Origin of the sequence: Plantibacter sp. ME-Dv--P-095, from assembly GCF_030209365.1 — a bacterium.
GTDB lineage: Bacteria > Actinomycetota > Actinomycetes > Actinomycetales > Microbacteriaceae > Plantibacter.
This window is the reverse complement of the sequence record NZ_JARVSB010000009.1, coordinates 390,209-403,986: the sequence shown is the minus strand read 5'-3', so window position 1 is coordinate 403,986 and position 13,778 is coordinate 390,209. Positions and strand designations below refer to the sequence as shown.

Sequence of the window (13,778 nt, the reverse complement as noted above, 5' to 3'; positions counted from 1 at the left end):
ACACGCGCGGCGGGCTTCCAGCCTCGGAGCGATACGCTTGTCCCGACCCGCACGGGTCGACCGATCCTCTGATTGAAGCGATGCCACTCCCAGATCTCTCCGAAGCAACAATCGCCCTCCGCGTCGATGCGGCGGACTGGCGAGAGGCGATCCGCGCGGCCGGTGCACTGCTCACGCAGACCGGCGCGACTGACGAGGCGTACACGCAGCGCATGATCGACGTGGTGGAGGAGTTCGGCGCCTACGTCGTCATCGCCCCCGGCCTCGCACTCGCCCACGCGCGCCCCGGGGCCGACGTCCACCAGGACTCCCTCGTCGTCGCGACGCTCGCGGAGCCGGTCCGGTTCGGGCACCCGCACAACGACCCGGTCTCGGTGGTCCTCGGCCTCGCGGTCACCACGGCGGAATCGCACGTCGGCTGGGTGGCGGAGATCGCCAACGTCTTCAACGACCCGACGGCGATCCCACGGCTGGCGGCCGCCGCCGACGCGGACGAGGTGCGGGCCGTGTTCCGTGCCGAGCTCCTCGGCCACGGAGGTCCCGCGTGAAGATCGTCGCGATCTGTGGTTCCGGAGTGGGGTCGTCCGCGATTCTCAAGCTGAACGCCGAACGTGCCCTGGAGCGACTCGACCTCGAGGCCGACGTGATCGCCGGCGACATCGAGAGCCTGTCGATGACGGCTGCCGACGCCCAGGTCATCCTGACGTCTCCCGAACTCGTCGAGCGCATCGGCAAGACCTTCGCCGACATCGTCGTGATCGACAACTACTTCGACCTCGCCGAACTCACCGAGAAGCTCGAGCGCGCCCTCGGCTGAGGGCACGCCGAACGGCTCGGCGGCCGGACCGTTCGTCGGCGGACCGCGTCCGGTCCTCTGATCCGGCCGACGGGCTAGGCGACGAGCTCGGTCAGTTCGCTGCGCAGCGCGACCAGGTGTGCCGCGACCGTCGCCGCCCGTTCGCCCGCATCGCCCTCGCTCGACTGCACGTCGACGTACACCTTGAGCTTCGGTTCCGTCCCGCTCGGGCGGATCATCACCCGGGTCCCGTCGTCGAGCCACAGCCGGAGGACGTCGCTCGGCGGGAGGCCTTCGAAGCCGTCGACGAGATCGTCGATCCGCGTCACCGCCGCCCCGGCGATCCGGGTGGGCGGAAGCTCTCGGAGCGCCGCCATGACCTCGCCGATGCGGCTGAGCTCCGCGTAGCGGATGGAGATCTGATCGCTGCCGAAGGAGCCGAAGGTCGCCGCGAACCGGTCGAGCAGACCGGCGACGCTCTCGCCCGCCTGCGCAGCCGACGTCGCGAGTCCGAGGAACGCCACTGCGGCGGAGATGCCGTCCTTGTCGCGCACCGTCTCGGGGTTCACGAGGTATCCGAGCGCCTCCTCGAATCCGAAGCGCATGCCGGGGGTGCGGGAGATCCACTTGAACCCGGTGAGCGTCTCGCGGAACGCGAGACCGTGGGCCTCGGCGACCGTCCGCAACGCGGGGGAGGAGACGATCGAGCAGGCGAGGGTCCCCTCCGGTGCCGCATCGCCGTCGAGTTCCGCACTCGCGAGCTGCGCCGCGCGCCACCCGAGGAGCAGGCCGACCTCGTTGCCGGTGAGTCGTCGGTAGCCGGAGGCCTCCGTGGCGTCCGGGATGGCGATCGCCAGGCGGTCGGCATCGGGGTCGTTGGCGATGATGAGGTCGGCACCGGTCGCTCGCGCCGTCGCGAACGACAGGTCGAGGGCGCCGGGCTCCTCAGGGTTCGGGAAGCTCACGGTGCGGAACGTCGGGTCCGGCTCGATCTGCTCGGTGACGAGTTCCGGTGCCGGATACCCTGCGGTCTCGAGGACGCGACCGGTGGTCTCCCAGCCGACGCCGTGCATCGCCGTGTAGACGACACGGAGCTGGTCGCCGGCCGGAGCCGGGGCCACACCGGCTGTCGCCGCGACGTAGGCGTCGACGACGTCCTCGCCCGCGACCTCGAACGCGTCGCCGCGTGGCAAGTCCTGGACGGACGCCGTGGTGGCGATGTGCTCGATGTGTGCGGCGATGGCCGCGTCGGCGGGGGAGACGATCTGCGAGCCCTGGTGCTCGCCGCCGAGGTACACCTTGTAGCCGTTGTCGGCCGGCGGGTTGTGGCTCGCCGTGACCATGACCCCGGCCGAGGCGTCGAAGAACCGGACGGCGAAGGCGAGGACCGGGGTCGGCAGCAGCCGGGGGAGCAGGATGGCGCGGACGCCGGCACCCGTCATGAGCTCGGCGGTGTCCTGAGCGAAGACCGCGGAGTTCTTCCGGCCGTCGTACCCGATGACGATGCTCGGGGTGACCCCGTCAGCGGCCTGCTCGAGGAGGTAGGCGGCGAGGCCCGCCGCTGCCTGGGAGACGAGCACGCGGTTCATGCGGTTGGAACCGGCTTCGATGCGGCCGCGCAGCCCGGCCGTGCCGAACTGCAGGCGGCTGTCGAAGCGGTCGTGCAGCTCGGCGACCGCGACCTCGTCGGCGACCCTGGCGCGCTCGACGAGGCCGGCCAGTTCGGCCCTCGTCTCGTCGTCGGGGTCCTGTGCGAGCCAGGCCTCCGCGATCGCGAGCAGCGTCGAGGCGCTCACAGGGCGGCGACGATCTGCGCGAGGAGCCTGCTGATCACCGGCTCGGCCGTCTGGCCGGCCTCGATGACCTCGGCGTGGCTGAGTGGCGTCTTCTGGATGCCGGCGGCGAGGTTGGTGATGAGGGACATGCCGAGCACCTCCATGCCGGCCTGACGGGCGGCGATGGCTTCCAGAGCCGTCGACATGCCGACGATGTGACCGCCGATCGCCTTCGCCATCTGCACCTCGGCAGGGGTCTCGTAGTGCGGCCCACGGAACTGCGTGTAGACGCCCTCGTCGAGCTCCGGTGCGACCGAGTGTGCGAGATCGCGCAGGCGCTTCGCGTACAGGTCGGTGAGGTCGATGAAGGTCGCGCCCTCGAGCGGCGAGTCCGCGGTGAGGTTGATGTGGTCGCTGATGAGGACCGGCGTCCCGGGGGTCCAGTGGTCCTTGATGCCGCCGGCGCCGTTGGTGAGGATCATGATGCCGGCACCCGTGGCCGCTGCCGTCCGGACGCTGTGCACCACGCGGCGCACGCCGTGGTTCTCGTAGTAGTGGGTCCGGGCGCCGATCACGAGGGCGCGCTTGCCGCTCGGCAGCAGGACCGAGCGCAGGGTGCCGACATGGCCCTCGAGCGCGGGCTTCGAGAAGCCGACGATCGCGGAGGCCGGGATCGTCGCCGTCGTCTCACCGATGAGGTCGGCGGCCTTGCCCCAACCGCTGCCGAGCGTGAGCGCGATGTCGTGGCGCTCCACGCCGGTCTTCTCGGCGATCTGACCCGCGGCTTCTCGGGCGATCTCGAAGGGATCGACATCGGACAGATCGAGCGGGTTCGCAGCAGTTTCGGACATCCTCTCACTCTAGACAGGGGCGGGGCCGGACCCCAACCGTGCGGACCCCGCTCATCCGTGCAACGCGGTCGTCGCCGGAGCGCGGAACGGGTTTGGTCCCGCCCCTGGTCGCGCGCGAGAATGGTCGCATGGCCTACGAGTTCGAACGCAAGCAGCGAGTGGCGATCATCGGAGGCGGACCCGGCGGGTACGAGGCGGCGCTCGCGGGTGCTCAGCTCGGCGCCGACGTCACCCTGGTGGAACGGACGGGCGTCGGCGGCGCGGCGGTCATCACCGACGTCGTCCCGTCCAAAAGCCTCATCGCCACGGCCGACGCGGTCGGTGCCATCGGCGAGGCGGCGGATCTCGGCGTGCAGTTCTTCGTCCGCTCGGAGACCACCGGCAAGCCCAGTCGTCCCGAGGTCGCCGTCAACCTCGCCGCGGTCAACAAGCGTCTGCTCGGGCTCGCGCGCCAACAGTCCGAGGACATGCGGGCCGGGCTCATCCGCGCCGGCGTCCGGATCGTGAACGGCCAGGGACGCCTCGACGGCCCGAACGAGGTCATCGTCTCGACCGACCGCTCCGCCGGCACCGATTTCGACCGCATCGAGGCCGACACCGTGGTCATCTCCGTGGGTGCGAGTCCGCGGCAACTACCGTCGGCGTTGCCCGACGGCGAGCGCATCCTCACCTGGACGCAGCTGTACAACCTCACCTCGGTCCCCGAGCACCTCATCGTCGTCGGCTCCGGGGTCACGGGGGCCGAGTTCGCCTCGGCGTACACCGCACTCGGTTCGAAGGTCACGCTCATCTCCAGCCGCGACCAGGTCCTTCCGGGCGAGGACGCGGACGCCGCAGCGGTCATCGAGAACGTCTTCAAGCGCAACGGCATGACGGTGCTGTCGAAGTCCAGGGCCGACTCGGTCACCCGGACCGAGCACGGCGTCGTCGCGACCCTCTCCGACGGCCGGACCATCGAGGGCTCGCACTGCCTCATGGCGGTCGGTTCGGTCCCGAACACCGCCGGCATCGGGCTCGAGGAGGCCGGTGTCCAGCTGACCGACTCCGGCCACATCCGCGTCAACCGGGTGGCACGGACGAGCGTCCCCAACATCTACGCCGCGGGTGACTGCACGACGTTCCTGCCGCTCGCCTCCGTCGCGTCCATGCAGGGACGCACCTCGATGCTGCACGCCATGGGTGACGCCGTGAACCCGACCGAGATCCGCAACGTGGCCGCGAACATCTTCACGCAGCCGGAGATCGCGACCGTCGGGTGGACCCAGAAGCAGATCGAGGACGGCATCGCGCAGGGCGAGATCTACAAGCTGCCGCTGGCGCAGAACCCGCGCGCGAAGATGATGGGCATCAAGGACGGCTTCGTCAAGCTGTTCGCCCGCACCGGGAGCGGCACGGTGATCGGTGGGGTCATCGTCGCGCCGAAGGCCAGTGAGCTCATCTTCCCGCTGGCGTTGGCCGTCGAGCAGCGGTTGAACGTCGACCAGGTCGCGCGGGCGTTCACGGTGTACCCCTCGCTCACCGGGTCGATCACCGACGCCGCGCGGGCCATGCACATCGTGGAGTAGCCAGGCCGGTCGCGCTCTCCGGCTCAGGCCGGGCGGTTGGCGAGCACGATCCTGGCCACGGCCACGCGCGAGCGCACCGACCACGCGGTGAACACCGCGCTGAGGTGCTTCTCCACGGTCTTACGGGAGATCCCGAGGGTCGCGGCGATCTCGTCGTTCGACAGTCCGTCTGCGACGAGCTCCGTGAGGTCCCGTTGCCGCGGCGTCAGTGGCACCGTCGGGACGGGCACGGCGCTCAGCGGGAGGGTCGCCGGCAGTCTCGAGGGGAGCTGGCGCCGGGACACGATCCCGAACGCCGCGAGCACCCGCGTCACGTGGGCGTCGACGGTCCGGGAGGAGAGCTGCAGGACCGACGCGATCTGCGCCGTTGAGTTGCCCTCGGCGGAGAGCAGGGCGACCTCGCGCTCGCGGGGTGACAGGCCGTCCCAGCCGGATCCCGCGATCGGCGCGAGACGTCGTCCGATGGCCTTCAACTCGCGGGCGGCCGATCGGGTGGCCGCGGTGTGTCCGCCACGGTCGGCCTGCTCGGCGAGGGCGGACAGCTCGCGCACCGCCTGGGTGCGGTCGGACATTGCGATGAGCGCGCGGGTGGCGAGGATCTCCCCGATCCCCGCCTCGAGCATGCGCCCGTCCGCGAGCGCACGCATGGCCGCCGTCCGGGCGAGGGCGAGCGCACTGGCCGGATCGCCTCGCAGCAGCTCCAGCTTGCACTGCATGCGCAGGATCGCCGGGCCGGGCACCCGTCGGTCGACGTCGTCGGCGATGAAGCCGATGAGACGTTCCAGTTCGACGACGTCACCGTCGACGAACGCGCTGGCGACGAGCAGTTCGATCGCGAGGGCCCGGTCCTGGACGGACAGCCCGCTGAAGTCGTTCCCGGACGCGCTCCGAGCCAGGGCGGCGGCACCGTGGTCGTCGGCGAGGGCGGCCAGCCCGTACCCGACGAGGAGGTAGCAGGTCGTCTGGAAGGCGCCCGTCGGCTCGGGGATGGCCTGCCGGACGCGCCGAGCGAGGGTCCGGGTCGCACCCTGCTCGGCCCGGTTCCCCGCGACGAGACACTGGACGGCCTCCGCGTAGAGCGTCGTCGGCTCGCTGGAGGCCCGTTCGAACATGGCGAGTGCCGCCGCCTCGGCCTCGGCGACGCGGCCCTCGTTGAGGAGCAGCCGAGCGACGACGCCGTCGACGAGCGTGCGGAAGAGTCGGGTGGGCGTTGCGGCGATCTCCTCGCTGAACGCATCGGCGAACCGGCGCGCCACGTGGATCAGCACGTTGACGACGGCGCCTTCGACGAGCAGGTAGCCGACGAGCCAGGCGATGGACGGCTCCAGGTCGCCACCGGCCTCGACGAGGGACATGGCCTCCTCGAAGCACCCCTCGAGGATCGAGTCCGGTGACCGGTCGGACCCGAGCGCGAGCCCGGCCGCGCCGAGCGCGAGGAGTCTGGTCGTCCGGTCGGCACCCGCGGACGCGGCGACGGCCGCCGCCGCGTCGTGCTGGCAGCCGAGGAAGTCCGCGGCGGTGAAGCGCGCGTAGGAGCGGAGCGCGAGGAGTCGAGGGTCGGCGCCACCACCCGGCACCGACTCGAGCAGGGCGATCGCTCCGGAGGCGTCGAAGTTCGCCACACGATCCAACGCGTCTTCGAGGAGGTCGGCTGCTGACACCTGCTCAGCGTATCGCCGCCGTGAGCCGGGCGGCGCCGTCGACTGAACGGCGGGTCAGCTGATGGTGAGCAGTTGGTGCCCTGAGGAGACGGTCGTGCCGACCGTCGCGTCGATCGCGCCGACCGTACCGTCCTTGTGCGCGGTGATGGGCTGCTCCATCTTCATCGCCTCGAGGACGACGACGAGGTCGCCCTTCACCACGACGTCGCCCTCGGCGACCGCGAGCTTCACGATCGTCGCCTGCATCGGGGCGGAGACCGCGTCGCCGGTCGCCGCGGAGACGACCGTGGAACCGCCGCGACGGTGCGGGGCCGGGGCGGCGACGGGTGCGCCGACGTTCAGCCCCAGCTGGCCACCCGGGAGACTGACCTCGAGCCGCTTGCCACCGACCTCGACGACCACGGTGGATCGCGTCGCCGGCACCTGCTGGGCGTCGATGGAGCCGTCCCACGGTTCGATGTCGTTGACGAACTCGGTCTCGATCCAGCGCGTGTACACGCCGAAGGTGCCGTCCTCCGCGGTGAACGCCGGGTCGCGGACGATCTTCCGGTGGAAGGGGATCACCGTCGGGAGTCCGGCGACCTCGAACTCGTCGAGGGCGCGGCGGCTGCGCTCGAGCGCCTCCTCGCGGGTGCGACCGGTGACGATGATCTTGCCGAGCAGGGAGTCGAAGGCGCCGGAGATCGTGTCGCCGGCGGTGACGCCGGAGTCCAGGCGGACGCCGGGGCCACCGAAGGTCTTGAAGACGTGGATGGGTCCGGGCTGCGGGAGGAAGCCGCGTCCCGGGTCTTCACCGTTGATGCGGAACTCGAAGGAGTGGCCGGTCGGCTTCGGGTCGTCGTAGTCGAGCACGCCGCCCTCGGCGAGACGGAACTGCTCGCGGACGAGGTCGATGCCGGTGACCTCTTCGGAGACCGGGTGCTCGACCTGGAGTCGGGTGTTGACCTCGAGGAAGGAGACGGTGCCGTCCTTGCCGATGAGGAATTCGCAGGTGCCCGCACCGAGGTAGCCGACCTCCTTGAGGATCGCCTTCGACGCCCGGTAGAGCTCGGTGTTCTGCTCCTCGGTGAGGAAGGGTGCCGGTGCCTCCTCGACGAGCTTCTGGTGGCGGCGCTGCAGCGAGCAGTCGCGGGTGGAGACGACGACGACGTTGCCGTGCGCGTCGGCGAGGCACTGGGTCTCGACGTGCCGCGGCTGGTCGAGGTACTTCTCCACGAAGCACTCGCCGCGTCCGAACGCGGCGATGGCCTCACGGGTCGCGGACTCGAAGAGCTCGGCGACCTCCTCGCGTTCGCGGGCGACCTTGAGGCCGCGTCCGCCGCCACCGAAGGCCGCCTTGATGGCGACCGGCAGGCCGTGGATGTCGACGAAATCGAGGACCTCCTCGGCGCCCGAGACCGGGTTGAGGGTGCCTGGCGCGAGCGGGGCACCGACCTTCTCGGCCACGTGGCGGGCGGAGACCTTGTCGCCGAGGCGTTCGATGGCCTCCGGCGACGGCCCGATCCAGATGAGGCCGGCGGCCGTGACGGCGCGCGCGAAGTCGGCGTTCTCGGCGAGGAACCCGTAGCCGGGGTGCACGGCGTCGGCGCCGGACCGTCGGGCGATGGAGAGGAGCTTGTCGATGACCAGGTAGGTCTCGGCGCTCGTCGTCCCGTCGAGCGCGTACGCCTCGTCGGCGAGGCGGGCATGCATGGCGTCGCGATCCTGGTCGGCGTAGACGGCGACGGAGGCGATCCCGCTGTCCTTCGCGGCTCGGATGACGCGGACGGCGATCTCGCCACGGTTGGCGATGAGGACCTTGGTTATACGTGGCACAGTCCACGAGCCTACCGGGCGGGCCGGGTCGGCTTTTGGACCACACGCACAGAAAAGCTGGTGGAACGACATGCGACTCCTACAAGAGCATGAGCGTCACAGGGCTCCGGCGCGATTGCGGAGCGCATGCCAGTCGTGCCCGAGGGTGCGGACGAGACGCCGGAGCGTCGGCAGGGACAGGCCGACGACGGTGGACGGATCGCCGTCGATCCGGGTGATGAAGGCTGCACCGAGGCTGTCGATGGTGAACGCTCCGGCGACCTCGAGCGGCTCACCGGAGGCGATGTACGCGTCGATCTCGGCATCGTCGAGGTCGTCGGCGAAGGACACCTCGGCCGAGGCGACCGCACCGACCCCGACCGGCGAGGGGCGCGTGCCGTCGATGAGCCAGTGGCCGGAGTACAGCGTCCCGGTCCGCCCGCGCTGTGCCCGCCACCGCTCGCGTGCCCGCTCGGCCGTGTGCGGCTTCCCGTGGACGACGCCGTCGAGGACGAAGACCGAATCGCCCCCGAGGAGGAGGCCGACCTCGTCGCCGCGATCGACGACCACCCGCAGCGAGGCCTCGGCTTTCGCCCGGGCGAGGAGTGCCACGACCGCTTCCGGGGTCAGCGGCGCTCCGGCGGCGTGCGTGGCGTCCGCGACCGCCTGGTCCTCGTCCACCGACGACGGGACGACGACCGGTTCGATGCCGCTCGACCGCAGCAGCGCGAGCCGGGCCGGGGACGTTGAGGCGAGCGTGAGACGCACGGCGGTTCCTTCCGGGAGGACGGTGGACCCCCGCCGGTCACCCGTGTGACATGCTCGACGCATGAGCACGACGACTGGACGCACCGTGGAACTGGACATCACCAACGTAGCCCACGGGGGTGTGTTCGTCGCTCGGCACGAGGGCCGCGTGGTCTTCGTCCCCGACACCCTGCCCGGTGAACGGGTCAGGGCCCGGATCGTCGACGAGAACGAGAAGCGCTTCTGGCGCGCGGAGACCCTGGAGGTCCTCACGCCGTCCGAGCACCGCCGCCCCCACGTGTGGGCCGAGGCCTCCGTCGACCGCGATCCGGGCGAACGGGCCGGCGGCGCCGAGTTCGGCCACATCGATCTGGCCCACCAGCGTGCTCTGAAGCACCAGGTCCTGGCCGAAGGGCTCGAGCGCTTCGCCGGGGTCGCACCGGAGTTCACCGTGTCCGCGGTGGACGGCGAGACGCCCGACGGGACGCGGTGGCGCACGAGGGTCTCGCTGCACGTCGACCAGCACGGCAACATCGGTCCCTACGCCGCGCGGTCCCACCAGGTCGTCCCCGTCGACGACCTGCCCCTCGCGATCGAGGCCGTCGCGGACGCGGCGCGGCTCGAGGAACTGCCGCACGGCACCACGTCGATCGACATCGTCGCCTCCTCGACCGGAGCCGTCCGCGTCCTCACCCGCGCCGACGAGGCCGGAGGCGGCGACCGGCGACGCGGCGGCGGCCGTGGTCGACGCGGCGGCCCGAAGCCGGTCCGTCCGGCGGCCGATCCGATCCGTGAGCTCGTCGGCGACCGCGAGTTCATCGTCGACGCGAACGGGTTCTGGCAGGTCCACCGCCAGGCCGCGACGACCCTGCAGCAGGCGGTCTCCGACGCGATCGACGACGCGCGTTTCGACGCCCGCGCCGCGAACCTCGACCTCTACGGCGGTGTCGGGCTGTTGGCCGCCGGCGTGGCCGACCGCTTCGGCTCCACGACGCGCATCACGACCGTCGAGAGCGACGAGCGCGCCACCGAGTACGCGGGGGAGAACCTGTCCGAGTGGGTCGGCGCGCAGGCGGTCACCGCCAAGGTCGACGCCTTCCTGCGGTCGGAGATCGCCTCGGGCAGCCGCATCGAGCGTTCCCGCTACGCCACCGCGACGGTCGTCCTGGACCCGCCGCGGTCGGGCGCCGGCGCGGAGATCGTCGCGATGCTCGGCGAACTGCGCCCCGCGTCGATCGTCTACGTCGCCTGCGACCCCATCGCGCTCTCACGCGACGTGGCCCTGCTGGCCGAGCAGGGGTACGAACTGGGCCACCTGGCCGCCTACGACCTCTTCCCGAACACCCACCACCTCGAGGCCGTCGCCGGCTTCACCCGCACGGCTTGAACGGCGAGCACCCGGGCGGACCGACTCGCTCCACAGCCGTCCCGCCCGACGGGTCCGGCACTCGCTACGATGGTGCCGTGGTGACCGTCGCAATCATTGATGATCACGAGTCCGTCCGGCTCGGGATCGAAGCGGTGTGTGCGCACGCCGGGTATCAGGTCGTGGCGAGTGCCCCGACCGCCGTCGAGTGCATCGCCGCGCTGAACGGAGTGGTCCCCGACGTCGTCGTGCTCGACCTCTCCCTCTCCGACGGCAGCACCCCGACGACGAACATCCAGGCGGTGCAGGCGGTGGGCGCGCACGTGCTCATCCACTCCATCGCCGACCGGGTGGCGCTCGTCCGCGAGGCGCTGGCCGCCGGGGCGTCCGGGGTGATCCCGAAGTCGTCACCGACGGACACCGTCATCGCCGCCATCGCCACCGTCGCCCGCGGCGAGGCGCTCAACAACATCGAGTGGGCCAGCGCGATCGACGCCGACAGCGACTTCGCCCGCGCACAACTCGGTCGGCGCGAGCGCGACGTGCTGCACCTCTACGCCTCCGGCCTGCCGCTGAAGACCGTCGCCATGCAGCTCGGGATCGCCTACTCGACGGCCCGTGAGCACATCGACCGCATCCGCGTGAAGTACGTCGAGGTGGGTCGTCCGGCACCGACGAAGGTCGACCTGCTCCGCCGCGCGGTCGAGGACGGGATCCTCCCCGGCCTCGATCAAGGCGGGACGGATGTCTCCTAGCTTCCGGGCACCGACCAGGCATCCCGCGATCCCCGCGGACACGAAGGATGCCCAGGCTCAGCGCCGGATGCTGAACACCGCCAACTTCGAGCGCCTCCTCGGCCGATCGGTCGCGATCATCGGGCTCGTCTTCGGCCTGCAGACCGCGTTCACCACCCTCGGCCAGGGTGTCCAGATCGACGGCTGGATCGGCGTCCTCTACGTCGTGGCCGTCTTCGGGTCCATGGGGGTGGCCATCGGCTGCTGCTTCTTCCTCTGGCACCATCGGCTCGCATCCGGCGTCTTCGCGGCGGTGTTCTTCGTCGCACTGCTCATCTGGCCCGCGGTGAATGCACCGGCGCCGGCCGACATCAACCAGGAACCGTGGATCTGGTACCTCTGCACGATCGCGGTGGCCTTCGCCTGCGTCCCGCTCAAACTGCGCGGAGCGATCGTGTACCTCGTGGTCACCTCGCTCATGTACGGCGTGAACCGCATCATCGACGCCGACTTCGCCCCTGCCTCCTGGGAGATCGGCACGCTCGATGCCTCGTACGCGACCATCATCGGCGGGCTCATCGTCGTCCTGGTCGGCCTCTTCCGGGTGTTGGCGGGCCGGGTCGACGTGGCCAGGGCCGCCGCGCTGTCGACGTACGACGCCGCCGTCAAACAGCACGCCACGGAGGTGGAGCGGGTCGAGGTCGATTCGATCGTGCACGACAGCGTCCTCGCGTCGCTGCTCGCGGCCGACCGCGCGATGACCCCCAAGTCCGAGGCGCTCGCGGTGATGATGGCCAGGGTCGCCATCGAGCAACTCGAGGGGGTCGGCGCGCCAATGACCAACGAGGACGAGGTCACGGGCCTCGCGGAACTCGTCGAGCGCCTGCGCGGTGCGGCGTCGATGCTCGGCGAACCGTTCACGGTCACGACCGAGGGGGCGTCCGGCCGGGTGCTCCCCGTGACGGTCGCGAACGCGGTGTACTGGGCGACGGTGCAGGCGATGGTCAACAGCGTCGAGCATGCCGGCCAGGGCGTCGCGCGGAGCCTGGCGATCGAGGGGACGGTGTCGGGCGGGGTCTGCGTGACCGTCAGCGACGACGGGGTCGGATTCTGCCCCGACGCGGTCGCCGAGGAACGGCTCGGCCTCAAGGTGTCGATCGTCGAGCGCATGGCCGGTGTCGGAGGCCGCTCGACCGTGCTCTCCCGGCCCGGTGAGGGAGCCGTCATCCGGATCGAATGGTCTCCGGAGGACGCCTCATGACCCCGGCCCCGCGGTACGCGCTCGTCATCCTCGCCGCCCTGTTCTCGGCCTACCACCTGCTCCGTGCCGCCTTGACCCTCGAGACGCCGCGTGAAGCCGTGCCGGTGCTCATCGCGATGCTCGTCTACGCCGTCGCGAGCGTCCTGAGCCTCTGGCCGATGGGATCGACCCGGATGCCCTCGTGGCTCGCCAGCCTCAACCTCGCGACCGCCATCATCGTCCCCCTCCTCGTGACGAGCCAGCTGGACCCCACCCGGAACAACGGCTACGCCACCTGGCATGTGGCCTCGATCGGGACCCTGATGACGATCACGGTGGTCCGGCAACGCGAGTTGATCGCCTACCTCGGGATCATCTTCCTCACCGTGCAGTCCCTGGTCTGGGCCGGCCCCGGCCTGGCGCTCGGCATGGGCGTGACGGGGAGCCTCATCTGGGTCGTCCTCGCGAGCGTGCTCACCCGGTCGATCGCCGGCGCCCAGCACGACGCCGAGCGACTCACCCAGGCGGAGCATGCGACCTCGGACTGGCAGGCAGCCCAGTACGCCCACGTCCACGAGCGACGGCGACGCCTCAGCCAGACGGGCCGGCTCGCCACACCGATGCTGCGCACGATCATCGCGAACGGTGGCAGACTCTCGGTCGCCGACCGGACCGAGTGCCGGACGCTGGAGGCGAGCCTCCGCGACGAGATCCGGGGCCGCCACCTCCTGAGCGACGCGGTGCGCGCCGAGGTCCTCGCCGCTCGTCGTCGGGGCGCGGTCGTGAACATGCTCGACGAGGGCGGTCTCGAGGAGCTGGACGCCGAGGTCCTCGACGCGATCCATGCGCAGATCGCCGAGACGCTCGCGGCTTCGGCCGCGACGCGCCTCATCGTGCGGAGCGTGCCGGACGACGATCGCGTCGCGGTGACGGTCGTCGGGCTGCGTGCCGTGCCCCCGGTTCCCGGCGTCGCGCCGGGCCCCGACGACGATGACGAGGACCTCGACGTCTGGCTCGAGATCCCGCGGGACGGATCGCGCGCCGACCTCGGACGCCAGGCGGCCGCCGAAGCGGAGTGATCCTCGAGCGGGAACCTCGGATCATCGCGAGCTGCAGTCGATCGGCATGGGCGGCCGTTCAGCACACCCACGTGAACGAGAAGGAGGGCCAGCACCCGATGCTGGCCCTCCTTGGAGTTCGTGGGTCAGAGCGGTAACCCGAATACCGCTCTGACCCGCCCCCGAACTTC

12 protein-coding genes are annotated in these 13,778 nt (G+C 71.0%); 7 read left to right on the top strand and 5 right to left on the bottom strand.

Annotated elements, in window-relative coordinates; genetic code table 11:
- Window positions 1-80 precede the first annotated feature (80 nt).
- Together QRN26_RS13985 and QRN26_RS13980 are read left to right on the top strand one after the other, a co-directional pair.
- Window positions 81-548, top strand: coding sequence for a PTS sugar transporter subunit IIA (locus QRN26_RS13985; protein ID WP_285037244.1), 468 nt, complete (start codon window positions 81-83; stop codon window positions 546-548).
- Entirely contained in the window at window positions 545-817 is a 273-nt protein-coding gene (locus QRN26_RS13980; protein ID WP_285037243.1) for a PTS sugar transporter subunit IIB, read from the top strand. The genes QRN26_RS13985 and QRN26_RS13980 overlap by 4 nt, the downstream gene beginning before the upstream one ends.
- 74 nt (window positions 818-891) lie before the next feature.
- On the opposite strand, the gene QRN26_RS13975 is transcribed toward QRN26_RS13980, so the two are convergent.
- Together QRN26_RS13975 and QRN26_RS13970 are read right to left on the bottom strand one after the other, a co-directional pair.
- Window positions 892-2,592 (bottom strand): phospho-sugar mutase, encoded by a 1,701-nt coding sequence (locus QRN26_RS13975; RefSeq protein WP_285037242.1) that lies wholly within the window; start codon window positions 2,590-2,592, stop codon window positions 892-894.
- Window positions 2,589-3,422, bottom strand: coding sequence for a purine-nucleoside phosphorylase (locus tag QRN26_RS13970; protein ID WP_285037241.1), 834 nt, complete (start codon window positions 3,420-3,422; stop codon window positions 2,589-2,591). The genes QRN26_RS13975 and QRN26_RS13970 overlap by 4 nt, the downstream gene beginning before the upstream one ends.
- A gap of 128 nt (window positions 3,423-3,550) precedes the next feature.
- Here QRN26_RS13970 and QRN26_RS13965 point away from each other — a divergent pair, with 128 nt between their 5' ends.
- On the top strand, window positions 3,551-4,987 hold the full coding sequence (locus QRN26_RS13965; protein WP_285037240.1) for an NAD(P)H-quinone dehydrogenase: 1,437 nt from the start codon (window positions 3,551-3,553) through the stop codon (window positions 4,985-4,987).
- 23 nt (window positions 4,988-5,010) lie between these two features.
- On the opposite strand, the gene QRN26_RS13960 is transcribed toward QRN26_RS13965, so the two are convergent.
- The 3 genes from QRN26_RS13960 to QRN26_RS13950 form a co-directional block, all read right to left on the bottom strand.
- On the bottom strand, window positions 5,011-6,648 hold the full coding sequence (locus tag QRN26_RS13960; protein WP_285037239.1) for a helix-turn-helix transcriptional regulator: 1,638 nt from the start codon (window positions 6,646-6,648) through the stop codon (window positions 5,011-5,013).
- Window positions 6,649-6,702: 54 nt separating this feature from the next.
- A complete protein-coding gene (locus tag QRN26_RS13955) occupies window positions 6,703-8,463 on the bottom strand; it encodes an ATP-binding protein (RefSeq protein ID WP_056012871.1) in 1,761 nt (586 codons plus the stop codon).
- 96 nt (window positions 8,464-8,559) lie between these two features.
- Entirely contained in the window at window positions 8,560-9,210 is a 651-nt protein-coding gene (locus QRN26_RS13950; protein ID WP_056012868.1) for a Maf family protein, read from the bottom strand.
- 61 nt (window positions 9,211-9,271) lie between these two features.
- On the opposite strand from QRN26_RS13950, the gene QRN26_RS13945 reads away from it, so the two are divergent.
- From QRN26_RS13945 to QRN26_RS13930, 4 genes are all read left to right on the top strand, one after another.
- Window positions 9,272-10,576, top strand: coding sequence for a class I SAM-dependent RNA methyltransferase (locus QRN26_RS13945; RefSeq protein WP_056781626.1), 1,305 nt, complete (start codon window positions 9,272-9,274; stop codon window positions 10,574-10,576).
- A 77-nt stretch (window positions 10,577-10,653) separates the two neighbouring features.
- Window positions 10,654-11,310, top strand: coding sequence for a response regulator transcription factor (locus QRN26_RS13940; RefSeq protein WP_056012862.1), 657 nt, complete (start codon window positions 10,654-10,656; stop codon window positions 11,308-11,310).
- Complete coding sequence (locus QRN26_RS13935; RefSeq protein ID WP_285037238.1) at window positions 11,300-12,550, top strand: sensor histidine kinase; 1,251 nt, start codon at window positions 11,300-11,302, stop codon at window positions 12,548-12,550. Before QRN26_RS13940 ends, QRN26_RS13935 begins: the two co-directional genes overlap by 11 nt.
- Window positions 12,547-13,608 (top strand): DUF8320 family protein, encoded by a 1,062-nt coding sequence (locus QRN26_RS13930; protein WP_056012859.1) that lies wholly within the window; start codon window positions 12,547-12,549, stop codon window positions 13,606-13,608. Before QRN26_RS13935 ends, QRN26_RS13930 begins: the two co-directional genes overlap by 4 nt.
- The last annotated feature ends 170 nt before the right edge of the window (window positions 13,609-13,778 follow it).